This window comes from Bacillus sp. FSL K6-1338 (assembly GCF_038006965.1).
Lineage (GTDB): Bacteria > Bacillota > Bacilli > Bacillales > Bacillaceae_G > Bacillus_A > Bacillus_A thuringiensis_S.
Genome location: NZ_JBBOWI010000001.1, coordinates 2,177,051 through 2,201,470 on the forward strand (window position 1 = coordinate 2,177,051; position 24,420 = coordinate 2,201,470).

The following is a 24,420-nucleotide window of genomic DNA, read 5'->3' on the forward strand; positions in this document are numbered from 1 at the left end:
ACAGTCTACACCAAATGAATGGTGTAGACTGTTTTAATTTGTGAGTATAACGGCTTCTAATTTAGGATCTTTAGTTGAATAACCTACTATTGAAATTGTATAAATAACATTTGGTTCAACATTGAATTTCGGTATAGTCAATAAAACGTTTTTATTATTTGCGAGTGAAATTTCAATATCCGCTGTACCGGGGCTAACTTGCAAAAAATCTGTTATCTGTTTAAAGAGTACATTTTCAAATAAATGATCTCCATCTTTTAAATCGACATTTACAACAGGGGTATCTGGAGAGAAATGTGCAAAGCGTATTTTGGCTTGACCAGCTGGTAAATGTGTATTATCAAGTATAGGTTGTAATTGTAGGTGATTATCACTATTTATTGCAGCAAGAGTATAAGTATGATTTCCCATTATTGGTACCAATGCTGAAAAGATTGGAGTTTCATTTCCGACAGGGACAATATCTATACGGTATTTACCTTGTACTAATGATAAATAAGGGCTGAATTGCTTAAATGAAATATTTTTAATAACTTTTTGTCCGTTTACTAAAATGTCAACCGCCGGTATATTTGGATCGGCATGAAAAATTCTTATATGTGACGGTAAAGTAGCTTCTTGTGAATCCCTTGTTTCATGCGCCTGTACAAGTTTTGAAAGTGCATCGCAATATTTCATATATAATTCTATATATTTTTTAGGATTACGAAACTGATAGTAACGTGCGAGCTGTTCGTATTGCGTAACTTCTTGTCCATATTTTTCAATTTCAGATTGAGACATGAACATTCCTCCTTTGTCATCATTAAAATTATATGCGAAGCAAGAAAGCGGTTATGCGAAAAAATGATTTTATAAAGGGGAAAATTAAAAATTTACAACAAATATGTTGTCATAAAGAGGTGCTTGTGCTTACGAGTATTTTGCAGAGTAAAGCAGTACATATGATTGCACGAAAGTAAAATAAATGCCAAATTGAAAGTGCATTTCAATAACATATTGAATACATGTCCAGCAATCGCTAGAAAACTAGGGTTTTTTTTAATTATAGGCAAATACACATACAAAGTGATAATTGTCCTACATAAATTATAAAGGAAAGGTAGTTTGAATCTGAGGAAAGGGGTGCCACTTCGGGATAGGGATATCCTGATAGTAATTGTGAATGAAGTTATGAAAAGGTTTTGTGTTATAGGCTGTAGGATGAATTTGTAAACTTGATTTTTCTATTTATTTTAGCAATTGACAGTATTAACCCATAAGAGAGCGTCATGACGAACTGATTAATGTGGTTAATCGGTTCTTTTTTTATAGTTTAAAAATGAAAAATTTACATATTAAATATGAATCTGAACTGATTAGAAAGGTGTAGCGTTGTCGAAATTTGTTTTAAAATATGCAATTTAAAGTAGGATAATAGGAAGGAGTTTAACGGGAGTTCCGTCGAAGTGTACAGAATGTCGGCATTTGAGGGCAGCTGGCATTATGCTATAAAAACATTTGGTGATGTAGTCATTTCATATAAAAGGGAGGGTTACTTGGGCGTATAGAAAAGGGTTGGTCTTCATTTTTAAGTTCTGAATTTTCTGTTTTATAGGTATTTTTAAGCACTCATTTGTATATTTTATAATAGTTTTTTGATAAATTCACTGCTTTTGCAGAGGATTCTTTTTTATGAAAGAAACGTCAATTTTCTTCATATATATATACAAATTGGAGAAATGGGGGAGCGCTATGCGCGATTACTTAATTAAACCACTTGTTGGTCAGCCGTATCCAATGATTTCACATGGAAAAGGTGTTTATTTGTATGATCAAAATGGTAATAAATATTTTGATGGTTCGTCAGGAGCAATTACGGCAGGTATTGGGCATGGCGTAAAGGAGATTGCAGACGTTATTAAAAAGCAAGCTGAGGAGATTGCTTTTGTTTATAGATCACAGTTTACGAGTGAACCAGCTGAAAAATTAGCGAAGAAGTTAAGTGATTTAAGTGTAGGAGATTTGAACTGGAGTTTCTTTGTAAATAGTGGTACGGAAGCAAATGAAACAGCTATGAAAATTGCAATTCAGCATTTTCAAGAGCGAGGTATTCAAGGTAAGCATAAAATTTTATCGAGATGGATGAGTTATCACGGTATTACGATGGGTGCGTTATCGATGTCTGGTCACCCACTACGTAGACAACGTTTCGTATCTATTTTGGAAGATTATCCGACTATACCAGCTCCATATTGTTTCAGGTGTCCTGTTCAAAAGGTATATCCAACTTGTCAGCTGGCATGTGCGACTGAATTAGAAAGATCAATTGAAAGAATTGGTGCAGAGCATATTGCTGCTTTTATTGCTGAGCCGATTATCGGAGCAGCTGGAGGCGCGGTTGTTCCGCCAAAAGACTATTATAAAGTCATTAAAGATATTTGCAACCATTACGATATTTTATTTATTGCGGATGAAGTAATGACTGGGCTTGGTCGTACGGGAGCATGGTTTGCGATGGAGCATTGGGGTGTAGAACCTGATATTATGACACTTGGTAAAGGGCTAGGAGCGGGATATACACCGATGGCAGCGACAGTTGTAAGTGATCGTGTTATGGAACCAATATTACGTGGATCACGTTCAGTAATGAGCGGTCATACGTTAAGTGCAAATCCATTGTCTGCAGCAACGGCTTTAGCTGTTATTGAATATATGGAGAAACATAATCTCCCTGAAAAAACAGCAGAAAAGGGAGAATATTTAATAAAAGGCTTACAGAAAGTTCAACAACAATCGACAATCATTGCTGATGTGCGCGGAAAAGGGTTGCTAATTGGAGTAGAATTGCAACCGTTTACAAAAGCGTCGGAGCTTATTTCGGTTGCAGCTAAAAATGGCCTGCTTTTATACCAAGCAGTTTCAGGGCAAGCAGGAAAAGAAGATAGTGCACTGCTAGTAGCACCGCCAATGACAACTACATATTCCGAGTTAGATGAATTACTTTCAATTTTCTCTAAAAGTGTGGAAGAGATGATGCAAAAAGGAGGGCATAGTATCGCATGACAACTATTACAAATACATTCGGTAAATTAAAAGAAATTGAGGAAGTAATTTCTTTGTTCCATGATGATATGACATTAATGTTTGGGGGATTTGGAGGGATTGGATCCCCTCCATCTTTAATACAGGCAATTTTAGAAAAAGGCGTTACAAATTTAAATTTGGTTGGAAATGACACTGGATTTCCTGATGTAGGTATCGGTCGTCTTGTTACAAATGAAAGAGTTAAATCACTAATTACTTCTCACATTGGCTCCAACCCAAATGCAGGAAGGCAACTAAACGAGGGAAGATTACAAATTGAGTTTTCTCCGCAGGGAACATTAGCAGAGCGCATTCGTGCTGGTGGTGTTGGTCTTGGTGGTGTTTTAGTTGATGTAGGTGTTGATACGATTGTGGAAGAGGGAAAACGAACGGTTGAAATGAATGGTAAGACATATTTAGTTGAAACAGCATTAACTGCTGAAGTTTCAATTGTATATGCGAAAAAGTCAGATCCGTTTGGTAACCTTGTTTTTGACAAAAGTGCACGAAATATGAATCCTCACGTAGCAATGGCTGGGGATATAACAATTGTAGAAGCAGAAGAAATAGTCCCGCTAGGAAGTTTAGATCCAGAGGAAATCGTCGTTCCAGGTGTTTTCGTAAATTATATTGTACCGTCGGAAGGAGTGAACTGGAAATGGGTATGGGCGTAGAAGTGAGAGATAAGATTGCTAGGCGAGCGGCGAAAGAAATACAAAATGGCATGATTGTAAATTTAGGTATTGGCATACCATCGCTTGTACCAAATCATTTGCCTGACGATATAAATGTTATGTTTCATGCGGAAAATGGAATCGTCGGAATGGGACCAACACCAAGTAAAGGGAATGAAGATGAAAATTTGTGTAACGCAGCAGGTTTACCAACTTCTCTTATAACAGGAGCGAGTTATTTCGATAGCTGTACAGCGTTTGGTATGATTCGAAAAGGTTTGCTAGATATAACGATTCTTGGTTCATTACAGGTAAGTGAAAATGGTGATTTAGCAAACTGGATTGTACCTGGAAAACGTGTTCCAGGCATTGGTGGAGCAATGGATTTAGCACAAAAGGCGAAGCGGGTCGTTGTTGTGATGAATCATGTTGATAAGTATGGAAATGCAAAAATTGTTTCAGAGTGTACATTGCCATTAACTTCAAAGAAATGTGTAGATTTAATTATTACTGATATGGCGGTCATGGAGGTAACTCCGAGTGGACTTATATTACAAGAATTAATGAGTCCATACACAGTAGAAGATGTAAAACGACATACAGAAGCTGATTTTCAAATTAGTTCTAACTTACTAGTAATTGAATGAAGGGAGATGTAATATGTGGAGCAATTAAAAAAGCAAGTTTGTGATTATATTGAGAGTCATGAAGAAGAAAGTGTAAAATTTTTAAAGCGATTAATTCAAGAAAAGAGCGTATCTGGTGATGAAAGCGGTGCGCAGGCGATTGTGATTGAAAAATTACGTGAATTAGGTTTAGACCTCGATATTTGGGAGCCTTCTTTTTCTAAAATGAAAGGTCATCCTTATTTTGTATCACCCCGTACAAGTTTTTCAGATAGCCCAAATATTGTAGCAACTTTAAAAGGAAGTGGCGACGGGAAATCTATGATATTAAATGGGCATATTGATGTAGTTCCGGAAGGGGATGTGAATCAGTGGGAACATCATCCTTATAGTGGTGAGAGAATAGGAAATCGTATATATGGCCGTGGAACGACGGATATGAAAGGCGGAAATGTCGCACTCATGCTTGCGATGGAAGCGATTATTGAATCTAGCATTGAATTAAAAGGAGACATCTATTTTCAAAGTGTAATAGAAGAGGAAAGTGGCGGAGCAGGGACATTAGCAACTATATTACGAGGATATAAGGCAGATGGTGTCATTATTCCAGAACCTACTAATATGAAGTTTTTCCCGAAACAACAAGGTTCCATGTGGTTTCGTCTACGTGTAAAAGGGAAAGCAGCACACGGTGGAACGCGTTATGAAGGGGTTAGTGCAATTGAAAAAAGTATGTTTGTTATAGAACATGTAAGAAAGCTAGAGGAGAAAAGAAATAGTCGAATCACAGATCCGTTATTTAAAGGAATTCCGATTCCAATTCCAATTAACATTGGGAAAATTGAAGGAGGGAGTTGGCCAAGTTCTGTTCCCGATGAATTAATTTTAGAAGGAAGATGCGGTGTTGCGCCGAATGAGACTATAGAGGCGGCAAAAGAAGAATTTGAGAATTGGATTGCTGAATTAAATGATGTGGACAATTGGTTTGTTGAAAATCCAGTAGAAGTAGAATGGTTTGGAGCGAGATGGGTTCCTGGTGAATTAGAAGAAAATCATGAACTTATTACCGCACTTCATCATAACTTTGTTGAAATCGAAGGGAACGAACCAATTATTGAAGCATCTCCTTGGGGGACTGATGGAGGTTTATTTACACAAATCTCAGGTGTACCAACTATAGTATTTGGTCCAGGAGAGACAAAAGTAGCACACTATCCAAACGAGTATATAGAAGTTGATAAAATGATAGCTGCCGCAAAAATTATTGCATGTACATTACTAGATTGGTGTGAGGTGAAAAAATGAAATACTATGAATCTTTTAGAGAACAGACGAATTGTTATACAGTAGAAGGCGTTTTAGATTATTTTAATAAACGTATCCGAGTAGACCACTATACAGGAAATGTTGAAAGTATTATACAGACAATTGACGAACTAGCAGAGAAACATTCTTTCACTAAATGTATTATTAAAGGAAAGGGAGAGCATGTTTCAACATGGCTCTCTTTCGGTTTTTTGTTGGAAGCAACGATACCTCATTATTTTCAAGGACACGATGCATACTTTTTTGTGAAATATAATAATGATGAAAGACGAAATAGTATGCATTGGACTGAGGAAGATACTATATTAAGCGGTGTAAAAGGAAAAGAAATAAAAGAAAAAGTAGTTCCAGAGAAATTTCTGCTGAGAAAAGCGACTGAAGAAGATGCAGAAGAATTAGCAACTGTATTCGGAAAAGTATTTGAAGTGTATCCGACACCTTTAAATGAAGCGAGTTATGTATTACAGACGATGAAAGAAGACGATACAATTTACTACGTGTATGAATTTGAGGGGGAAATTATTAGTACAGCATCTGCAGAAATGAATATAAAAGAAGGGAATGCAGAATTAACAAATTGTGCTACTTTACCTGAATATCGTAAACATGGATTTATGAAAAGTTTACTAATTAAATTAGAGGAAGAGCTCCGAGAAAAATCTATTTTCTGTTCCTATACAATTGCTCGATCGCTTTCTTTCGGAATGAATGCTGCATTTCATCAATTAGGCTATACGTATACAGGAAGACTGGCGAATAATTGCTACATTTTCGATAAGTTGGAAGATATGAATATATGGGTGAAAGATTTATCTAGCTATTCGAAAGCAGTAAAAATTCCGCCTCAAAATTCGGCTGTAAAGCAAAATAGTTAGGTGGAGCTGGGTGTTCGAAAAAGCCGTACTAATTAAAATATAAAATTGATCAAAATTATAGAACGGAATCGTCATGCTTACAATCGCACATAGGTATGCCGAAAATCCGGCATGTAATTGCTGGATTTTCGGCAAAAGGGGGGATGACATTGCTAGCAGTTTCGACACAAGAAGTCATTGAAGCGATTTTGGGCAGCATTGATGAGGCTATACACGCTGTAGATGAAAATGGAATTACAATATTTTATAACTCTGTAGCTGCAAAACACGATGGATCCAAGATTGAAAAAGTGTTAGGGAAGCATTTGTTAGAAGTGTTCCCGTCTTTATCAAGGGAAACGAGTACATTGATGAAAGTATTAGATACAAAAAAACCTATCGTACATCAAGTACAGCATTATCAAAATTTAAATGGTGAAGATGTTTGTACAGTAAATACGACGTTACCTATTTTTATAGATGGAAATATTGCCGGGGCTGTTGAAATTGCAAAGGATTACTCTACAATTCAAAAACTTACTGACACAATTGTTGATTTACAGTCGAAAATAAAACGGTCATCTAGAAAAAAATTGATTAAAAAGCATGCTGCATTTGAGACGATAGTGACAAATGATACGCGGTTTAAACAGACGAAAGAGCTAGCACAAAAAGTAGCACCAACAGACGCAAATGTTTTAATATATGGTGAAACAGGAACAGGAAAAGAACTGTTCGTACAAGCAATTCATGAAGCTTCTAAAAGAAAAAACAAGCCATTTATTGCACAAAACTGTGCAGCTTTACCAGAGTCGTTATTAGAAAGTTTATTGTTTGGAACGACAAAAGGAAGCTATACAGGAGCGATTGAAAGAGCTGGGCTATTTGAACTTGTTGATGGTGGTACATTATTTTTAGATGAACTGAATTCAATGCCTCTTGATTTGCAGGCAAAAATGTTACGAGTGTTAGAAGATGGAGTCATTAGAAGAATTGGTGATAATAAGACGAGAAAAGTAGATGTTCGCGTTATTACCGCAATGAACCAGCCTCCAGAAATATGTTTACGAGAGAATAAAATTCGCACTGATTTATATTATCGCTTAAACGTATTTTCATTATATATCCCACCGCTTCGTGAAAGAACTGAGGATGTACTATTATTAGCATCTTATTTTTTGAAAGAATATAATAAAAGTTATAAAAAAGGTGTACTTCAAATTGATGAGGAAGCGAAAGATAGACTGCAAGCTTATCAGTGGCCTGGAAATGTCCGGGAGTTAAAACATACGATTGAACATGCTGTCATAATTGCAGAAGGTAATACATTAACAGCTAATTGTTTACCGCGTACATTTCGGAAAGAGAATCTTCCGAAGAAGAAGAGCATATTGCCACTTAGAGAAGCACTTCATCAAACAGAAAAAGAATTAATAGATCAAGCGTTGATTGAAACGGAAGGGAATATATTACAAGCCGCAAAAATGTTAGGTATCCCTCGTCAAACGCTTCAATATAAACTGAGCAAGTACGACAAAACCGCCGAATAATCGGCGGTTTTTGTGTGTTTGCACGAATAAAAGAGCGTTTACATATATAAAAAGTAATGAATATAATGTTAAGTATTGATTTCATACAACGCTTAAAAATATTTTTTCGCTTATGTAATAGGGTTCTCCGCACATTTACTTATCAACAATGTAAAGTTGGCATAACTATTGCTTATATAAAGGATGAGCGTATAAAAAGGGGGAATAGCAATGTTACATGATGTATACAAACCAAATCGTCACTGGAAGGATATCGAATTATGGAAAGATGTTACTGAAGAGCAATGGAATGATTGGGTTTGGCAATTAACGAATACGATCAAAACGTTAGATGACTTAAGAAAAGTAATTAACTTAACACCTGAAGAAGAAGAGGGCGTTAAAATTTCAACGAAAACGATCCCGTTAAACATTACACCGTACTATGCTTGGCTAATGAATCCTGATGATCCACGCTGTCCGATTCGGATGCAATCAGTACCGATTTCGGAAGAGTTATATAAAACAAAATATGATTTAGAAGATCCGCTTCACGAAGATGAAGATTCACCAGTTCCAGGGCTAACACATCGTTATCCGGACCGTGTACTATTCTTAGTAACAAATCAATGTTCTATGTATTGTCGTTACTGTACACGCCGTCGTTTTAGTGGACAAATTGGAATGGGTGTACCGAAGAAACAATTAGATGATGCGATTGCTTATATTAGTGAAACACCACAAGTACGAGATGTATTAATCTCCGGTGGTGATGGACTTCTAATTAACGATAAAATTTTAGAATATGTATTAAAAAATTTACGAGAGATTCCGCATGTTGAGATTATTCGTATCGGAACGAGAGCACCAGTAGTATTCCCACAACGTATTACAGAAAATTTATGTAACATTATTAAAAAATACCATCCAGTATGGTTAAATACACATTTCAATACATCTATTGAAATTACTGAAGAATCGAAAAAGGCATGTGAAATGTTAGCGAATGCTGGTGTTCCAGTCGGAAACCAAGCAGTAATTTTAGCTGGTATTAACGACAGCGTTCCAATTATGAAAAAACTTATGCATGACTTAGTAAAAATCCGTGTACGTCCATATTACATTTATCAATGTGATTTATCTGAAGGTATCGGTCACTTCCGTGCACCAGTATCTAAAGGTCTTGAAATTATTGAAGGTTTACGTGGACACACATCTGGTTATGCTGTTCCGACATTCGTTGTTGATGCGCCAGGTGGAGGCGGTAAAATTGCACTTCAACCAAACTATTTAATCTCACAAAGTGCAGATAAAGTTGTACTTCGTAACTTTGAAGGTGTTATTACGACGTATCCAGAGCCAGAGAGCTATATTCCAGGAAGAGCGGAAGGATACTTTAAAGAGATTTATCCGAACTACGAAGAAAAACGTTCAGATGTTGGTATCGCAGGTCTTATGAGCGATAAGAAATTTAACCTCGTTCCAGACGACTTACAGCGTATGAACCGTCGTAAAGACTACGAAGATAATGATACTCATGCATCTTTAAAAGATAAACGTGATAAGCGTGATCAATTAAAAGATAAAAAATATCAAGCACAAATGGCTAAATTAGAAGAAAACGACAAAAAAACTGAGGGTGATGCAGTATGAATTGTATGTGGTGTGACAGTACAGAAGCGAAAGAAAGCTTGAATACTGTATATTGGGAATTACCAGATGGTACGAAAGCCATTGAAATCCAAAAGACACCATGTATTTCTTGTTCCTCGTGCGGGATGGACTATCAATCAGACCATACAGTAAAAGAAATTGAAGATCAGTTATTTTTAATTTATACGAAAGATTTACCAAAACAACTAACATATGAAGAATTAATGGGAAGACCACGTCTATTAAAAAGAAATTACTTCGACTTTTAACCAGCTTTTATGCTGGTTTTTTTCTTTTTTGCCTTGTATAATGTACCCAAGTTAGAAAGGTAGGGAATATTTTTGAAAAAGACATTTTACCATTATATGATGAAGCATCGTGCAGCTTTATTTAGAAATGAAATTTCAGATTTAGCAGAGGCGATGTATGATGATTTAAGTTTTCCGAAGCAATCTGAAGACTATGATGAAATTAGTTCATACTTAGAGTTGAGCGGAATGCTAGAAAGTATGTCTATATTTGATGAAGCCTGGGATTTATACATACAAGATAGATAAAAACTATTTGAAAACATACAGAATACATTACTTTATTTAAAGTGAAGTATTCTGTATGTTTTTTTATTGATTTGAAGCTAGTCTAGTTACTAGCTTTTCTTTTGAGTGTAACGTAAATTTTATAAGATTATAATTTTTATTGAAAAAATTTATGAATATAAGCTTCTGTGATAAGCGTTTTTATGTAGGTTGCATATACTGTTATCAAAATCACGACGTCAAAAAAAGGAGAGATAGAGATGGCAAGAAAAAAACAACCTAAATATAACGTAGGGGACATAGTCGTGATTACGCTATATGGAACCGTTGGGAAAATCACAAATATGAAGGTTTTAGATGGAGTTTATGTATACGAAGTCAATAATCACGATGGTTTTTACGTAGAGCAAACGCTGCAGCACGTTACAGAGCAAGATATGAAGAAGGGCGATACGGAGTGGATTGAATTAAATTATAATTTCACGTTTGGTGATCTTGTGCAAGTAACTGGATATGATAAAGATGTTTTCCGTATTGTTGGTTTTCGTACAGAAGTATGGAGATATAAGAATGACGCATGGGAAGATACAATTTATGAATTGTCACGGATTACGGATGGTGAATGGTTAGAAGCGGATGAGTCAGATTTAACGTTACTTGCCAATGCTCAAACGGCAAATGCAATTTTGAAGAAACTGAAACAAGATAAAGCAGGTATGAATAAATTAGATTTAGGTAAGTTAAAGTCAATTAACAACTCGAAAAAAGTGAGTGTTAAGACGAATCGTCAAGAAATCATTGATGGATTACTTGATATTTATAACGATTATCAATTATTGTTCGATACATTTAAAGATGAAGAATATAAAATTGTAATGGATGTTGTTCATAATTATTTAGTTAAATTGACAGAGAAAAAATAGTTAACTAGAAAGAGAGAATAAATTGAACAACAACATATGCAGTATAAGGTATGCCTACAATTATTAAAAAAATAAAAAGCCACTTTATAAGAGAGTCTGCCCATTGATCTTCATGCATGAACTCTTCTTTTGTTTGTCCTACTTCATATTGATTTTCCATTATTATTTCCCCCTTTGAATAGCTTGTACTACAATCGTATGCATCTCGTCCAAAGCTTATGACCTATAAAAAAATAAAATCTATTTTTCTAATCTCATATACATAATTTTGAGATTTTTTCATAAAACAGAAATAAAGGAGTGATGCTCATGAAGGAAATTGAAGTCGTGATTGATACGGAAGAGATTGCGGAGTTTTTTTATGAGCAACTAATTGAAAGAGGGTACGTCCCGAAACGAGAAGAAATTGAAGATCTCGCAGATATTACATTTGAGTATTTATTAGAGAAATGCATGATTGATGAAGTTTTTGATGAAGAGGATGAATGAAAGTAACGACGGGCATAACTCGTCGTTTTTTTACTCTTTACAAACCTGTCACAAATATAGTCAATAATTATTGGTATAATTAAAATGAAATTTTACTCAAGAGGTGAAGGGATGTTCAAAAAAATTATTGATTCTTTATTAGGAAAGAAAAAATATCGTTCGTATTCAAGTAGTGATTACCGTCGTAGAGGGCGCTCGTATTCAAGTAGCGATTATAAACGACGTTCATCTGGTTATGGACATCAACATTATAAAAGAAAACGTAAAAGCCGTAGCTTCTTTTCAAGTAGCTGATGAAATGGCGTCGTGTACTAGCATTATTTGATAGACCACTGCGGAAAAATACAATTGTTGCAGAACGTTATAAAATTGAATCAGTAATTGGAATGGGCAGTTATGGGGTCACATATGTCGTTAATGATTTACAAGTAAATAGATATAAAGTCTTAAAACAATTAAGACAAAGTAAACAAAGATATGAGTCTGGTAGAAAATCATTTGAACAAGAGAAAATGATTTTACAAACATTAAATCATCATGCAATTCCTAGTCTGTATGATCATTTCATATGGGAGAAAAAGAGCTTCTTTGTGATGGAGTACATGCCTGGTAAAAATTTTGAAGATTATATTTTCATAGATGGGTATGTATATACAGAACGTGAAGTTTTTGAGATTTTATATGAAATATTAGAAATTGTATCGGTGTTTCATAGTGAAGGCATTATTCACCGAGATTTACGCATTCCAAACATATTAATGAAAGAAAATCAAATTAGTATTATTGATTTTGGATTGGCTAAATGGAAAGGTGAGGGTGATGAGAGAGCTACAACTTACGAAGGTGAACAAGCTTTGATGCGAGAAGTCCACTTTCGTAGCGACTTTTATGCACTCGGTCATTTCTCGTTATTTTTATTATATGCAGGATATGAATCTAATGAAAAACAGGAAAAACCATGGTACGAAGAATTAACTTTGGAAAATTATAATCGCGAAATGCTTATGCGAATGTTACAAATAAAAACGCCGTACTATGAGAATGTACAAGATTTAAAACAAGATGTAGCTTCTGCTTTAGAAAGGATGGAGACTCCATGTTTCAAAAGTTTTTAGCAAGCGTTGGTATTGGGAGTGCAAAGGTAGATACTGTTCTTGAAAAAGATGAGTATATTGTTGGGGAAGAAATAGTTGGAAATGTTCATATAACTGGAGGTTCAGTTAGCCAGCAAATTGAAAGCATTTACTTAACATTATCGACGTCGTATGTACGAGAAGTGGATGATAAAAAAGTAACAGCAACGTATGATTTAGAGCGAGTACGCTTAACAGAACCATTTTCTATAGAACCGAATGAAAAAGTTGAAATTCCATTTTCTTTTCCAATGCCAATTGAAGCACCACTTACACTTGATATGAAAACGGTTTGGATTCATACAGGTCTTGATATTAAACATAGTATAGACCCAAGTGACCGCGACTACGTTCAAGTGTTACCCAATGCATTATTAAGTAGTGTTTTAGATAGTGTAAATGAATTAGGGTTTAAAGCACGTCATATAGAATGTGAAGAATTACCGCATCGATTACGTAAGCAAGTTCCATTCGCACAAGAATTTGAGTTTATTCCAGTTTCTGGAGAGTATTATGGGAAATTAGATGAATTAGAATTATTAATCTTGCCACGTGCATACGATCGACTAGAAATTATTATGGAAGTAGATAGAAAATCTCGTGGTTTAGCTGGATTATTCGCTGAGGCGCTTGATCTTGATGAGAAGGTGATTCGTTTTACCGTAACAAGAGAAGATATCCCTGAGATGAAGCAAAAAATTAATAATTATATTTTTTAATAAACTATGCATAAAAAAGGAATGGAGAGGAAAACTAAAACAACCGCTCCATTTTTTTGCATAGTGAGGTTATGTATGTGAAACGATATCGACATTTATACTTGCTAAGTTTTACGTTACTCATTTGTTTTGTCGTATTATCACTTTCGTATCATACCGCTTGTATTGAGAATTTTGACAATATAGTCGCACATTTTATTCAAAGCTTTCGAAACGATTATTTGACGACCTATTTTACTTGGGTGTCTTTTATCGGTTCCAAAAGGATATTTTTCCCATTACTCATTATTCTTGTAATGTATTTTCTCGTTAGAAAAAAGTTGCTTAGTGCATTGCTTCTAACAATTAATTACTACGGATCTCGTTATTTAAACAGTCTGCTTAAACTATGGTACGAACGAGCAAGACCTGATGTTACGCAGCTTGTTACTGCAACTGGATATAGTTTTCCGAGCGGTCATACGATGAATGCTACGGCTTTTTTAGGATTTATTGCATACGTCACAATTACTGAAGATCGTATTTCGTTGCATAAAAAATTGCTAATTATTCTTATAGCAAGCTTTGTTGTATTATCTATTTCAGTTAGCCGAATATATCTTGGCGTGCACTATCCATCTGACATATTAGCAGGATGGGCAGCTGGCGGTAGCTGGCTCGTTTTATGTGTTATATTCCATAAAACGTTCATAAAAAAAGAACCTATGTCATAATAGGTTCTTTTTTCATTGGCTCAACATGAATGTGTGCATGGTAAATTCCAAACTTTTTGCGAAGCATAGCTTCGATGTTGTCGGTAATACAGTGACTTTCTCCAACATCCATACGAGCATCTACTTCAATTGTAATATCAACGTACGTTTGATTCCCGTACATACGTGCTCGAATATCTACAATGTTTTCCACACCGCCAATATGCTCAATAGCATCAGCGTATTCCTCCATTTTATCAGGATCAATTCCATCTGTTAGCATATGAGAAGATTCTACGAAAATCTCCCATGCAGTTTTACAAATAATAAGACCAACAATTAAAGCGGCAATAGGGTCTAAAATAGGCATTTGGAACTGAGAACCGACAATACCTACTACAGTACCGATACTTACGAGTGCATCTGATAAATTATCTTTTGCAGCAGCTTCTAGTGATTTACTTTTTGTTCGTGCTGCAATTTTTTTCGTATACAAATACACGCAGTACATAACGACAGCAGAAAATAAAGCAACCCATGCAGCGAGTACATTAGGTGCTGCTTGTTTCGGATTTAAGAAAGATTGAATGGCACTAATAACAACTTCTAATCCGACTGTTGCCATAATGAAGGACGCAACAAGTGATGCGATTTGTTCGGCCCGTGAATGCCCATACGGATGATCTGGGTCACGAGGTTTACGAGATATTTTTAGACCAATTAATATCGCTAAAGAAGCACCGATATCCGTTAAGTTATTTAAACCGTCAGCACGTAATGCGCTAGAGAGGGTAATATAACTGATGATGATTTTCATAGAGGATAAAAATATGTAGGCCATAATGCTGACAATAGCACCTTTATCAGCTTCTTTATGAGAAAGAGTATCCATTTTAATCACTCACCTTTCTTTAAAGGAATTTCTTTCTATAAATAGAGTATCAAACGAAAGTCGTGTGGGTCTATACAAACATTGTTGACGTTTTATAGCTTTTTAAGAAGGGGATAACAAAGTTTCGTGAAGGAAAAATATGTTGAAAAGTACAAAGTCAGGGTGTGAACCTAATTAGAGTTTATTTACTAAAGAGATAGGAGGGTAGATGGATGAAGAAGCGAATACTTTTCTTACTATGTACTATTCTTATAATGACAGGGTGTAATTCATTAAACGATGAAAAACATCAAAAGATAATTGTGAAAACAGATGAAAGCCCTCTGAAAAATATTTTCCAGAGGGCTTTTATTTTAGTATGCTTCTAAAAACTCAGTAACTTGCTCTTCAGTTTTTGCATTAGCACTATGTAAGTGGCCTAGCTTCTCACCATTTTGGTATACAAGTAAACTTGGAATACCCATTACTTGATACTCTTCAGCGATACTTGGAAACTCATCTTTATTAATAGAATACCATTCAAATTTATTGAACTCTTCCATTACATCTCCGATAAAGTTGTCCATACGTACGCAATCTGGGCACCATGTAGTAAAGAACTTAACAACTACTGGCTCCTCGCTTGCGATGATGTCTTTGAATTCTTGTTCTGTTTTAATTTCTTTCATAAGTAAAACTCCTTTCAATATTACACGAATTTATATGCAAAATTCGTATTTGCAAACATGTTGCAAACTTATTATTTGTTTTTTAGTTTTGTAGTTCGTTCACACTTATAAAACTGTATTTTAACTTGTATATAACATGACTGCACTTCTAAGTGTGAAAATAACGGAACCTCACTTTTCTTTATAAGCTTTTTCCAGGATTGTGTCAAACTTCTGAATTGCAGGGTTACCATTTACATTAAATCGTCTGTTTTTATTATTAGAAAGTTTCGCCTATTTAAAAAGAAAACAAGAAAGAAAAAACAAATAATTGAATTCTAGATTATTTACTGCAATAAATAACCTAAGCTTGAATAATTCTCTATCATGGGAAGATAAAGATGTTTCTTGTATGTTTCATAAACTTAAGGATTCTATCGCTTGTATCAGATGCGGCATCGCTATTTTAACAGTAGAATTGTATTAAAAGATAAGTAAAGGGCATCTAATTAAGATGCCTTTTTATTTTAATTACAAAAATTGAATAAGGTTAGAAATTATATGATTGTAATGGGAATTAAGGGATATTAATAAAAAAATTTTATTAGGGATTTGCCTTAAACATTTATTGCAGTTAAGAATATTTATAATAATATGAACTAAAAAAGGTCCGATTTTTGTAATGTTGGAGGGGATTATTGTGGACATAACTCAAAGCGTATCAAGAATAGTGGTTAATGGAAAAGATCTTTCTTTCACTTCAGTTCAAACCTCTGCATGGAATCATGGACCTGTAAATGATTTAATTGTTACGACGAATCAGAGAGTGAATGAGCTTTATCAATTCATGTGGTCACAAGTACCGGTTACGATTTCGGTATATTTTCTTCAAGGGGCGGATTTACTGAGGTTCGTTAGGGTTGCGGGAATTGATGAGCGTGTAACAGGAGAATATGTATATCATTTCATTTGGTGATAAGAAGAATTCGAGGTAGTCTAGCAGCTACTTTTTTATTTTGTCATTTGAATATAAGCGAGCGGACTAGCTTTATAGTACCCACTGAAATAAAGAATCATAATATAATTTGTAACAAATTATATGGAAGTGAGTTGAAAATCATGTTTTATTCATATTTTAATTCTCAAGCTGGCATGCGACCAGCGTATGGTACGTCTATAACGTATAGTGGAGCACAAAGTACAGTCCAAGCTATTCAACAAGCATTACAAATGCAACAACAAATGCAAATGCAGCAGCAAGGAGTACAACCATATTACTCATCCGTAGAGTATTTTTACCCAGTACATCATGTTACACCGTATGGAAGTTCTTTTCTTACTATTCCATATGGAACTGTATACAACTTATAACTAGTAAGGAATGAAGTGGTGTATATAAATAAGGGTGCAGGTTAATAGCGCCCTTATGAACAATAAAAATAGCTAGTCCAAACCTTATAAATCAATCTTACATAATATGTAGTAATAAGTTTGAAAGGGGAATTAGTATGTCTTGTTATTACTACTGTAAGTATTGTAAGGAGTATAAAAAGAAGCACCATGATTGTTGTAAGAACACTAGTAAGTGCCATGATAACAAGGACAATCTTGTTAGAGCATCGGCATTTAGAGCTAGAAATACTGTGAATCAAAATGTTCCTGCTAATACTTTTGTGAAAGTGTTATTTCAAAATGAACAATTTGATTTAGCGAATGAGTATAATCCAGCAACATCTATTTTTATGCCGAAGACTAAAGGAGTATATTCTATTATTGGAACGATTGGTTTCTTTCCAAACGATCCAACTTTAAATTATAGAGCGCGTGTAGAAATTCGTGTGAATGGAAACGCAGCGATAGCTATAGATAATGACTTTTTTGGTCCAATAAGTTTTGGAAATGTAGTAAGTGTTTCGACGATTGTTCAATTGAATGCAGGGGATGAAGTTGAGGTTTATGCACAAAGTAGTATAGATGGAGTTTTAAGTCCTTTAGAAGATGGTGCACATTTTGAAGTAGCAAGATTTCCTTCTCCGATTAAATAAAGTCATTAAACATTGAGTTTACAGAAGCTTAAAGGTAAATCCTCACCGAAATGGTGAGGGTTTTTTACTCTATTAAAAATAGTAACAGGTCGTCCAAGCTATTCTAATCTATATAGCATACTATATAAAAATAAGTGTAAAGGGGGACTAACTATGTCTTATTATTACTGTAAGTATTGTAAAGATTACAAAAAGGAAAGTCATGATTGTTATAGAAAAAGTAGTAAATGTGATAGGAAGTATGTAAAGGTGAAGTGTTGTGATGATAAGAAAGAGGAGCTTGTAAGGGCATCGGCATTTAGAGCTGTGAATACAGTTAATCAACCTGTTCTAGCAAATACTCCTGTTAAAGTATTATTTCAAAATGAACAATTTGATCTAGCGAATGAATATAATCCAGTAACATCCATTTTCACTCCGAAAACTAGAGGGGTATATAGTGTATTAGGAAATATAACATTTTCTCCAAATGATTTTAATGTGAATTACAGAGCTAGAGTAGAAATTCGTGTAAATGGAAATCTAGCAATAGCGATAGATAATGATTTCTTTGGAACAGGAGTATTTTTTAATAATGATGTTTCAGTAACTACTATTCTTCAATTAGAAGCAGGAGATTCAGTTGAAGTTTTTGCAGAAAGTAGTATTGCGGGCGTAATTGTACAAAATGTTAATGGTTTAAATACGGTTCACTTTGAAGCGGCAAGATTTCCTTCTCCAATTAAATAAAACAGATCATTAAATGTTTTTTAGTAGGTTTAGTTAATCCCCTTACCAAATGGTGGGGGATTATTATTGTTTTTCTAAAATATATAAGTAAACAGGTAAAGTGTAGTTTAATTTGTAGAGGCTTTAACCTTATTCAGATAATGAAAAAAATAATATGTAAATAAGTAACATGCTTGTGAAAACTCAGTGTTAGTAAGTTTACTAGTTTTTTTATAGAACAAGAAAGACGAAATACATAAAAGATCGCATCATTACGTTTTTTCTTTACTATATAGAAATTACATATTGAACATAAATTTGTGTAGGGAATGCTAGTACACTGAAAAGAATAACATAAAGGCGATTACACTATATAAAAACAAAATCAATCCTAAGATGAGTAGTATTGGATGCAGCTTGAACATATTTGACCTCCTTGAGTACATAAAGAATTTTAATATATTGTTGGTCAATTTAGAAGGGGACGGTTACATAAAAAAAGAGCATACATAATAAGTACGCTCCAAAGAAAGATAGGTTTTATGAGTGGATAATCTCCATACGATAATATATGTCCTTTTAATAAAAACGTGTAAAAAATCAATGAATTATCAATGGAATATCATAAAATGAGTAATTTTAGTCTAGGAATGCAGTCATTTTCTTTCTCAGTTATTTTAGGTAACAAAGTTGTGAAAATCGTGCATTATGCGGACTAACAACGGGATAACGATCGTACTTCAGTTACATATTTCTTAAAGTCTGGATATTGCGTGATAGTTTGACATTTTGGGGTGCATAGTTGATTAATAATAGACACATTTGTAATTACTTCGTTACAAGGACCGAAAAATGTAACTTTTAGCTTTGAATTTGGTGGGATTTTGAACACGATAGGCTTTTTTTCCATGAAATCAGCTCCTAATATTGAGTATTATAATTTAATGGATATAGAGTCGTATTAGTATAATATGAAATTTCAGTGGATTTGCTTATAATAAAGAATTTCATAGTAGTAAAAGTGCTTAAAGATGTAAAAGGGAAATTGAGAATGCGAAATAAAATGTTTAATTAATATAATCAATAAATACGAAAATAGTTAATATAACTAATACATTTTTTAATTTGTTACATATCATGTTAGTAAGAATTGTATAAGGAGGTAGTATAAAATAGTGGAAGAAAATGTACAAGCTCAGCTTTCGCCACCGTGGATCACATATTTTAATGAATTAAAAAATTCAATAGGTGCTGATCCAACTGTTACAGTTGGGCCACTTATTCCTGTTGGTGGTAATTATATTATTTTAGTGCATGCGTTAAGTAATGAAAAAGCGAGAGCGTTAGCAACGTTTTTAAAATCTTTTGTACAATTTGGGAATGTAAGTGTGACAGTTATTGTAACGAATAATGAGAATGAAATTGTAAATCCATTTCCTTGTCCACTAGATGCATTTGAAATAGCTCATTTATTTCAAGTAGCACTAGAAAACAATCCTTATTTTGAACAAGTTGTGGTACAGCCTCAGTTCCCTGGCGGACCGAATGTTGTCTTTCCGGTGTTCACTGCGGAAGTCATTCAGTTTTTCAATGACGATATTTCTAACTTATGTCAAACGTTTACAGGTGTTGCTGCCAATGTATTTCGTGATGTAATGAATGATGAGGTTTGTGATAGCCCAATATTATTTTCTACAAGTTGTGTTATGAACAGTGAAAATACACAATTACAAAATAAAGATTTAACACCAAAATTGTTTTATTAGACTATAAAAAGACATTTTCAGTAATAGAAAATGTCTTTTTTATGCACCAATAGTGTTCAGGTTGGACAATTGTAGGTTAACAGGAATAATTTTCAATTAATTAAAATTTTTCTAAATCTCATATTTCATGGAAAGATAGTAATTTTGATTTAAGAATATATAGAAAATGAGGAATGATTTTTATTAACTGAAAGGGAATTGATACTGGAAGTTTTAAGTTAATACTATAGGAGGATTTTTTCTAATATCCGTAAAAATGATCAATACCTAAATTGATAGGATGAGACTACATAACAAATAGTAAGGTATATTTCGAATATGATAATATTTTTTGTGACATACATGTTAAAGCTAATAGAAATATTTCTGAAAGAGAATATATTTTGAAAAACAGTAACGATTCTTTTTATTTATATTATAGATAGCTAGTTTTAGAGAGATAAGGCTTACAATAAAACAAGCTATGAATAAGACATTAAAAAGGAGCTGGAATGTATGGGTTATATTGTAGATATTTCAAAATGGAATGGAACTATCAATTGGGATATTGCAGCATCTCAGCTAGATTTAGTGATAGCTAGAGTTCAAGATGGCTCTAATACGGTGGATTTTATGTATCAAAATTATGTTAGTGAAATGAAAAAGTATAGTATCCCATTCGGTAATTATGCTTTTTGCCGTTTTATATCTATTGCTGATGCAAAGAAAGAGGCACAAGATTTTTGGAATCGTGGTGATCAATCAGCTAAGTTTTGGGTGGCGGACGTAGAAGTTCAAACGATGGCAGATATGCAAGGCGGGACACAGGCATTTATTGATGAATTACGCCGTTTAGGTGCGGAAAAAGTAGGATTATATGTAGGGCATCACATGTATTTATCATTTGGAGCACGTAATATTGAAGCTGATTTCGTATGGATCCCTCGTTATGGAGGGAATAAGCCAGCATATCCATGTGATATTTGGCAATATACGGATTCAGGGAATGTTCCTGGGGTTGGGAAATGTGATCTGAATCGATTAGTAGGAAATAAGTCACTTTCTTGGTTTATAGATTCGAACAAAGCAAATCAACCTAACATAGTGTATACACAGCAACCGAATGGCATTGGTATTGCAGTTTCGAAATATCCTGATGGATACGGAATAAATTTATATGAGAACCCTATGAATCCTCAATTTACAGGTGCACTCACTCAGAAAATTCCATATTTAATCTTAACAGGTTATTGGGAAGGCGGTGAGCAAGATATGATTTGTTTAGGGAACGATAAGCAGTGGGCATATTTAAAACATTTTAAGGTGAAATGGTTTTATGCAACTTCGAAATATCCTGTCGGCTACAGAGTAAATTATTATGAAGAGCCTGAATGTATGAATTATAAAGGAAATATAGATGGATCGACATCTTTTCGAGTGTGGGATAGAGTGGGAAATGCGGTAGATATCGGGCAGAATAGTTGGATACCTGAAGAACATGTAATTATTAAGTAACTATAGAAGTTATATTTTTTTGGAGCATATAAAGAGTTTTCTTACTATACATAGTAAGAAAACTCTTTATATTTAAAAATGAAAATACATGATGCATAGTCTACTCATATGAAATGAATTACATGTAGAAAACACACTGTTTTCACAATGACTGTGTATAGTTAATTTGCATAATGATAAAAGTGAGGTATTTGAATTGAAAAAGAAAAAGATATTTATTGGAACGATTATTTCATGCTTGATGCTAGCATTATCTGCATGTGGTTCCTCAGACAACGTAGTAACATCAAAAGTAGGAAATGTTACAGAGAAAGAATTAAGTAAAGAATTACGACAACAATATGGAGAAAGTACTTTATATCAAATGATGTTAAGTAAGGCATTGCTAGATAAATATAAAGTTTCAGATGAGGAAGCAAAAAAGAAAGTAGAAGAAGCAAAAGATAAAATGGGTGAGAACTTTAAATCGACTTTAGAACAACTTGGATTGAAAAATGAAGATGAATTAAAAGAAAAAATGAAGCCAGAAATTGCATTTGAGAAAGCAATCAAAGCAACAGTTACAGAAAAAGATGTGAAAGATAACTATAAACCAGAAATGAAAGTAAGTCACATTTTAGTGAAAGATGAAAAAACGGCTAAAGAAATAAAGGAGAAAGTAAATAATGGTGAAGATTTTGCTGCCTTAGCAAAACAGTATTCAGAAGATACTGGTTCAAAGGAACAGGGCGGGGAAATATCTGGTTTTGCTCCTGGGCAAACAGTGAAAGAATTTGAGGAAGCTGCGTATAAATTAGATGCAGGCCAAGTAAGTGATCCAGTTAAAACAACTTACGGTTACCATATTATTAAAGTGACGGATAAAAAAGAATTGAAGCCATTTGATGAAGTAAAAGATAAAATTCGTAAAGATTTAGAACAACAAAGACTAGAAGATACGACAGGTAAATGGAAACAACAAGTAGTCAATGATTTATTGAAAGATGCTAATATTAAAGTGAATAATAAAGAATTTAAAGATACATTTAAATTTCTAGAAAAGAAATAATGACTGTAATCATAACTAGAAAAGGGAACTCATATAGAGTTCCCTTTTCTAATTAGTGTGTGAGTTATAAATAGATAGTAAGACAATACAATATTACATTTAAATATTAAGAATTACAATGGGAAATTATGGGTTTAAATTAAAGGAATTATAATTATTTCAATGGAAGTAGATATGATACGGTTTTCATTATGCAAGTTTGTTACATATATTTACTCTTTAATAATGGGTATCGAACATAATTTACAAAATAATACATATAATGTTTTTGAATAAATATTTAACGTGGATAATTAGTAAAAAGCTGAGCATTCGATTGGAAAGGATGTTCTTTTTAGTATGAAAATTTTAGGATAAAGAATGAATCGCTTTAAACGCGTCATTTACCATATCAATAAATTAAGGTGGAGAGAATATATGAAAGTAATCTTTCAGGGAGAGGGCGGCGCGAAAATATTTGAGTCATATGATGAAAATATAAGTGATTTATTAGCAATATTAAAAGAAACGAAAGGGATTAAAATAGGGATGGTTAAGTATAAAGTGTTAAAGTACGAACTTAATTATTTTCGTCATCCGAAAAAATCGGATACAGAGAGAGAGTTACATATAATAGTACAACCTATGTAATAAAATATAATAATAAAAATCACTGATTCAGTTTTGCAAAGTTTCATAGAGTATGTAAGAAAAGAGAGTGTTGTAAATGTTCTCTTTTCTTATGCTTTGTGAGTTCGTTCATCATAGTATATGTTTTCAGTTATAGATGGTTAATAAACGAAAAAATTTAAAACTTTTTTGTTTGGGTAGGGATTTTATATATGAATAAATATACTATGAAGTATTTTTTATACGAATATTGGAGGAGTATAAAATGAGTTTAGCTAGTTACATAGGCTGTAATGTAGAAATTCAGTTAACGGTTCCAGATTCTAATGATGTAATTGTTTTTGGACCGTGTTTTTCAGATGAAAGTATGCTTGAAATTGTACAAGAGTATCAATTCCAAACAAATTTCACATATGAGGTTTCAACTAGTTGGGGAATTGAATTTGTCGAGTGGCAAAACGTAAAGGAAAAAAGAAGCGAAAGAAAAACTTTTAACTTTATGCAAGATTATGGAAGGCTATTTGGAAGATGGAGACTATTTCGAATTATTTAGTTGTTGGGTTGGTGATGAAGGTAAGGAATGAGTAGGGGAATTGAAATTAAAAATAAATCATTTTAATATAGATGAATTATGTATTCCAGAAAGAACATTAGTTAGGATAGAAAAATAAAATTTGAAATATTTTTTAGAAAAAGGCGATTTCACTTTGTGTGAAGTCGCTTTTTAGTTGTTATATGTATTTCATTTTACATAAGAAATGAGAAGTTTATTTGATAAAGGAAAAAGAAAGTATAGAGGTAAATAAAATTGTGTTTTTTGTTAAAAAATAATAAGTATGGCTCTTCTCAAAAGAACGTAAGTTCGTGTATAATAAGAACTAATGTTCCTTAGAGGGATAACCTAATTATAATTTAGAAGTAAATCCGAGTTTAGTGAGTATTAAAAATAACTAAGGGATAGTATGACTAAATAAATGTATAAATGATCAAG

General features: G+C 33.6%; 28 protein-coding genes and 1 pseudogene. 24 read left to right on the plus strand and 5 right to left on the minus strand.

Annotated elements, in window-relative coordinates; translation table 11 throughout:
- Window positions 1-33 precede the first annotated feature (33 nt).
- Window positions 34-783 (minus strand): DUF4397 domain-containing protein, encoded by a 750-nt coding sequence (locus tag NZ044_RS11320; RefSeq protein ID WP_000083279.1) that lies wholly within the window; start codon window positions 781-783, stop codon window positions 34-36.
- Window positions 784-1,734: 951 nt separating this feature from the next.
- On the opposite strand from NZ044_RS11320, the gene NZ044_RS11325 reads away from it, so the two are divergent.
- From NZ044_RS11325 to NZ044_RS11370, 10 genes are all read left to right on the plus strand, one after another.
- Entirely contained in the window at window positions 1,735-3,045 is a 1,311-nt protein-coding gene (locus NZ044_RS11325) for an aspartate aminotransferase family protein (RefSeq protein WP_001205879.1), read from the plus strand.
- Window positions 3,042-3,740, plus strand: a complete 699-nt coding sequence (atoD, locus tag NZ044_RS11330) for an acetate CoA-transferase subunit alpha (RefSeq protein WP_000208111.1) — start codon at window positions 3,042-3,044, stop codon at window positions 3,738-3,740. The genes NZ044_RS11325 and atoD overlap by 4 nt, the downstream gene beginning before the upstream one ends.
- Complete coding sequence (locus NZ044_RS11335) at window positions 3,725-4,387, plus strand: CoA transferase subunit B (protein ID WP_000525278.1); 663 nt, start codon at window positions 3,725-3,727, stop codon at window positions 4,385-4,387. The genes atoD and NZ044_RS11335 overlap by 16 nt, the downstream gene beginning before the upstream one ends.
- Before the next feature lie 15 nt (window positions 4,388-4,402).
- Window positions 4,403-5,671, plus strand: a complete 1,269-nt coding sequence (locus NZ044_RS11340) for a peptidase (RefSeq protein ID WP_000436696.1) — start codon at window positions 4,403-4,405, stop codon at window positions 5,669-5,671.
- Window positions 5,668-6,567: a putative beta-lysine N-acetyltransferase gene (gene ablB / locus NZ044_RS11345; RefSeq protein ID WP_000878599.1), complete on the plus strand. Its 900-nt coding sequence runs from the start codon at window positions 5,668-5,670 to the stop codon at window positions 6,565-6,567. The genes NZ044_RS11340 and ablB overlap by 4 nt, the downstream gene beginning before the upstream one ends.
- A gap of 143 nt (window positions 6,568-6,710) precedes the next feature.
- Window positions 6,711-8,096, plus strand: a complete 1,386-nt coding sequence (rocR, locus tag NZ044_RS11350; RefSeq protein WP_014895234.1) for an arginine utilization transcriptional regulator RocR — start codon at window positions 6,711-6,713, stop codon at window positions 8,094-8,096.
- 210 nt (window positions 8,097-8,306) lie between these two features.
- On the plus strand, window positions 8,307-9,728 hold the full coding sequence (gene ablA, locus NZ044_RS11355) for a lysine 2,3-aminomutase (protein ID WP_000902145.1): 1,422 nt from the start codon (window positions 8,307-8,309) through the stop codon (window positions 9,726-9,728).
- Window positions 9,725-9,997, plus strand: coding sequence for a YokU family protein (locus tag NZ044_RS11360; RefSeq protein ID WP_000995766.1), 273 nt, complete (start codon window positions 9,725-9,727; stop codon window positions 9,995-9,997). The genes ablA and NZ044_RS11360 overlap by 4 nt, the downstream gene beginning before the upstream one ends.
- A 72-nt stretch (window positions 9,998-10,069) precedes the next feature.
- Window positions 10,070-10,285 (plus strand): YozE family protein, encoded by a 216-nt coding sequence (locus NZ044_RS11365; RefSeq protein ID WP_000750717.1) that lies wholly within the window; start codon window positions 10,070-10,072, stop codon window positions 10,283-10,285.
- A 239-nt stretch (window positions 10,286-10,524) separates the two neighbouring features.
- On the plus strand, window positions 10,525-11,187 hold the full coding sequence (locus NZ044_RS11370; RefSeq protein WP_000101498.1) for a hypothetical protein: 663 nt from the start codon (window positions 10,525-10,527) through the stop codon (window positions 11,185-11,187).
- A gap of 4 nt (window positions 11,188-11,191) precedes the next feature.
- Here the strand turns inward: NZ044_RS11370 and NZ044_RS11375 are convergent, their stop codons facing one another.
- Window positions 11,192-11,347, minus strand: a complete 156-nt coding sequence (locus NZ044_RS11375; RefSeq protein ID WP_000431485.1) for a DUF3930 family protein — start codon at window positions 11,345-11,347, stop codon at window positions 11,192-11,194.
- Window positions 11,348-11,496: 149 nt separating this feature from the next.
- On the opposite strand from NZ044_RS11375, the gene NZ044_RS11380 reads away from it, so the two are divergent.
- The 5 genes from NZ044_RS11380 (at window position 11,497) to NZ044_RS11400 (ending at window position 14,241) form a co-directional block, all read left to right on the plus strand.
- A complete protein-coding gene (locus NZ044_RS11380) occupies window positions 11,497-11,676 on the plus strand; it encodes a YozD family protein (protein ID WP_000658451.1) in 180 nt (59 codons plus the stop codon).
- Between the two features lie 111 nt (window positions 11,677-11,787).
- Window positions 11,788-11,970, plus strand: a complete 183-nt coding sequence (locus NZ044_RS11385; RefSeq protein WP_000473371.1) for a hypothetical protein — start codon at window positions 11,788-11,790, stop codon at window positions 11,968-11,970.
- Window positions 11,970-12,791: a serine/threonine protein kinase gene (locus tag NZ044_RS11390; RefSeq protein ID WP_000872072.1), complete on the plus strand. Its 822-nt coding sequence runs from the start codon at window positions 11,970-11,972 to the stop codon at window positions 12,789-12,791. The genes NZ044_RS11385 and NZ044_RS11390 overlap by 1 nt, the downstream gene beginning before the upstream one ends.
- The gene (locus NZ044_RS11395; RefSeq protein ID WP_000486635.1) at window positions 12,773-13,528 is read left to right on the plus strand and encodes a sporulation protein; all 756 of its coding nucleotides are present in this window, start codon (window positions 12,773-12,775) and stop codon (window positions 13,526-13,528) included. Before NZ044_RS11390 ends, NZ044_RS11395 begins: the two co-directional genes overlap by 19 nt.
- Before the next feature lie 77 nt (window positions 13,529-13,605).
- Window positions 13,606-14,241 carry a phosphatase PAP2 family protein gene (locus NZ044_RS11400; protein ID WP_002082842.1) on the plus strand — a complete coding sequence of 212 codons (636 nt, stop codon included), beginning with the start codon at window positions 13,606-13,608 and terminating at the stop codon, window positions 14,239-14,241.
- Here NZ044_RS11400 and NZ044_RS11405 read toward each other — a convergent pair.
- The gene (locus tag NZ044_RS11405) at window positions 14,231-15,112 is read right to left on the minus strand and encodes a cation diffusion facilitator family transporter (protein WP_000380385.1); all 882 of its coding nucleotides are present in this window, start codon (window positions 15,110-15,112) and stop codon (window positions 14,231-14,233) included. The two genes, NZ044_RS11400 and NZ044_RS11405, sit on opposite strands and share 11 nt — an antisense overlap.
- 353 nt (window positions 15,113-15,465) lie before the next feature.
- Complete coding sequence (locus NZ044_RS11410; protein WP_000658787.1) at window positions 15,466-15,780, minus strand: thioredoxin family protein; 315 nt, start codon at window positions 15,778-15,780, stop codon at window positions 15,466-15,468.
- Between the two features lie 679 nt (window positions 15,781-16,459).
- Here NZ044_RS11410 and NZ044_RS11415 point away from each other — a divergent pair.
- The 4 genes from NZ044_RS11415 to NZ044_RS11430 all read left to right on the plus strand — a co-directional run bounded on the left by NZ044_RS11415 (window position 16,460) and on the right by NZ044_RS11430 (window position 18,533).
- Complete coding sequence (locus NZ044_RS11415) at window positions 16,460-16,735, plus strand: hypothetical protein (RefSeq protein WP_000355694.1); 276 nt, start codon at window positions 16,460-16,462, stop codon at window positions 16,733-16,735.
- Between the two features lie 143 nt (window positions 16,736-16,878).
- Window positions 16,879-17,130 carry a DUF3947 family protein gene (locus NZ044_RS11420; RefSeq protein WP_000500101.1) on the plus strand — a complete coding sequence of 84 codons (252 nt, stop codon included), beginning with the start codon at window positions 16,879-16,881 and terminating at the stop codon, window positions 17,128-17,130.
- 137 nt (window positions 17,131-17,267) lie between these two features.
- Window positions 17,268-17,804 carry a C1q-like domain-containing protein gene (locus NZ044_RS11425; protein WP_002162813.1) on the plus strand — a complete coding sequence of 179 codons (537 nt, stop codon included), beginning with the start codon at window positions 17,268-17,270 and terminating at the stop codon, window positions 17,802-17,804.
- 153 nt (window positions 17,805-17,957) lie between these two features.
- A complete protein-coding gene (locus tag NZ044_RS11430; RefSeq protein WP_000122940.1) occupies window positions 17,958-18,533 on the plus strand; it encodes a hypothetical protein in 576 nt (191 codons plus the stop codon).
- Between the two features lie 694 nt (window positions 18,534-19,227).
- On the opposite strand, the gene NZ044_RS11435 is transcribed toward NZ044_RS11430, so the two are convergent.
- Window positions 19,228-19,422 carry a hypothetical protein gene (locus NZ044_RS11435; protein WP_000412557.1) on the minus strand — a complete coding sequence of 65 codons (195 nt, stop codon included), beginning with the start codon at window positions 19,420-19,422 and terminating at the stop codon, window positions 19,228-19,230.
- Between the two features lie 265 nt (window positions 19,423-19,687).
- Here NZ044_RS11435 and NZ044_RS11440 point away from each other — a divergent pair, with 265 nt between their 5' ends.
- The 5 genes and pseudogenes from NZ044_RS11440 (at window position 19,688) to NZ044_RS11460 (ending at window position 24,100) form a co-directional block, all read left to right on the plus strand.
- Window positions 19,688-20,278, plus strand: a complete 591-nt coding sequence (locus NZ044_RS11440; protein WP_000392278.1) for a hypothetical protein — start codon at window positions 19,688-19,690, stop codon at window positions 20,276-20,278.
- 495 nt (window positions 20,279-20,773) lie between these two features.
- Window positions 20,774-21,772: a glycoside hydrolase family 25 protein gene (locus NZ044_RS11445; RefSeq protein WP_000540669.1), complete on the plus strand. Its 999-nt coding sequence runs from the start codon at window positions 20,774-20,776 to the stop codon at window positions 21,770-21,772.
- A 196-nt stretch (window positions 21,773-21,968) separates the two neighbouring features.
- Window positions 21,969-22,820, plus strand: coding sequence for a peptidylprolyl isomerase PrsA (locus tag NZ044_RS11450; protein ID WP_000727339.1), 852 nt, complete (start codon window positions 21,969-21,971; stop codon window positions 22,818-22,820).
- A gap of 417 nt (window positions 22,821-23,237) precedes the next feature.
- Window positions 23,238-23,450, plus strand: coding sequence for a hypothetical protein (locus NZ044_RS11455; RefSeq protein ID WP_000864274.1), 213 nt, complete (start codon window positions 23,238-23,240; stop codon window positions 23,448-23,450).
- 244 nt (window positions 23,451-23,694) lie between these two features.
- Window positions 23,695-24,100: pseudogene (locus NZ044_RS11460) on the plus strand (hypothetical protein).
- Window positions 24,101-24,420: the final 320 nt, after the last annotated feature.

Excerpts from the sequence above, each read along its gene's own strand:
- NZ044_RS11320 (WP_000083279.1), bottom strand. The coding sequence starts at position 783 with ATGTCTCAATCTGAAATTGAAAAATATGGACAAGAAGTTACGCAATAC.
- NZ044_RS11325 (WP_001205879.1), top strand. The coding sequence starts at position 1,735 with ATGCGCGATTACTTAATTAAACCACTTGTTGGTCAGCCGTATCCAATG.
- atoD (WP_000208111.1), top strand. The coding sequence starts at position 3,042 with ATGACAACTATTACAAATACATTCGGTAAATTAAAAGAAATTGAGGAA.
- NZ044_RS11335 (WP_000525278.1), top strand. The coding sequence starts at position 3,725 with ATGGGTATGGGCGTAGAAGTGAGAGATAAGATTGCTAGGCGAGCGGCG.
- ablB (WP_000878599.1), top strand. The coding sequence starts at position 5,668 with ATGAAATACTATGAATCTTTTAGAGAACAGACGAATTGTTATACAGTA.
- rocR (WP_014895234.1), top strand. The coding sequence starts at position 6,711 with ATGACATTGCTAGCAGTTTCGACACAAGAAGTCATTGAAGCGATTTTG.
- ablA (WP_000902145.1), top strand. The coding sequence starts at position 8,307 with ATGTTACATGATGTATACAAACCAAATCGTCACTGGAAGGATATCGAA.
- NZ044_RS11360 (WP_000995766.1), top strand. The coding sequence starts at position 9,725 with ATGAATTGTATGTGGTGTGACAGTACAGAAGCGAAAGAAAGCTTGAAT.
- NZ044_RS11370 (WP_000101498.1), top strand. The coding sequence starts at position 10,525 with ATGGCAAGAAAAAAACAACCTAAATATAACGTAGGGGACATAGTCGTG.
- NZ044_RS11375 (WP_000431485.1), bottom strand. The coding sequence starts at position 11,347 with ATGGAAAATCAATATGAAGTAGGACAAACAAAAGAAGAGTTCATGCAT.
- NZ044_RS11380 (WP_000658451.1), top strand. The coding sequence starts at position 11,497 with ATGAAGGAAATTGAAGTCGTGATTGATACGGAAGAGATTGCGGAGTTT.
- NZ044_RS11385 (WP_000473371.1), top strand. The coding sequence starts at position 11,788 with ATGTTCAAAAAAATTATTGATTCTTTATTAGGAAAGAAAAAATATCGT.
- NZ044_RS11390 (WP_000872072.1), top strand. The coding sequence starts at position 11,970 with ATGAAATGGCGTCGTGTACTAGCATTATTTGATAGACCACTGCGGAAA.
- NZ044_RS11395 (WP_000486635.1), top strand. The coding sequence starts at position 12,773 with ATGTTTCAAAAGTTTTTAGCAAGCGTTGGTATTGGGAGTGCAAAGGTA.
- NZ044_RS11405 (WP_000380385.1), bottom strand. The coding sequence starts at position 15,112 with ATGGATACTCTTTCTCATAAAGAAGCTGATAAAGGTGCTATTGTCAGC.
- NZ044_RS11410 (WP_000658787.1), bottom strand. The coding sequence starts at position 15,780 with ATGAAAGAAATTAAAACAGAACAAGAATTCAAAGACATCATCGCAAGC.
- NZ044_RS11420 (WP_000500101.1), top strand. The coding sequence starts at position 16,879 with ATGTTTTATTCATATTTTAATTCTCAAGCTGGCATGCGACCAGCGTAT.
- NZ044_RS11425 (WP_002162813.1), top strand. The coding sequence starts at position 17,268 with ATGTCTTGTTATTACTACTGTAAGTATTGTAAGGAGTATAAAAAGAAG.
- NZ044_RS11430 (WP_000122940.1), top strand. The coding sequence starts at position 17,958 with ATGTCTTATTATTACTGTAAGTATTGTAAAGATTACAAAAAGGAAAGT.
- NZ044_RS11435 (WP_000412557.1), bottom strand. The coding sequence starts at position 19,422 with ATGGAAAAAAAGCCTATCGTGTTCAAAATCCCACCAAATTCAAAGCTA.
- NZ044_RS11445 (WP_000540669.1), top strand. The coding sequence starts at position 20,774 with ATGGGTTATATTGTAGATATTTCAAAATGGAATGGAACTATCAATTGG.
- NZ044_RS11455 (WP_000864274.1), top strand. The coding sequence starts at position 23,238 with ATGAAAGTAATCTTTCAGGGAGAGGGCGGCGCGAAAATATTTGAGTCA.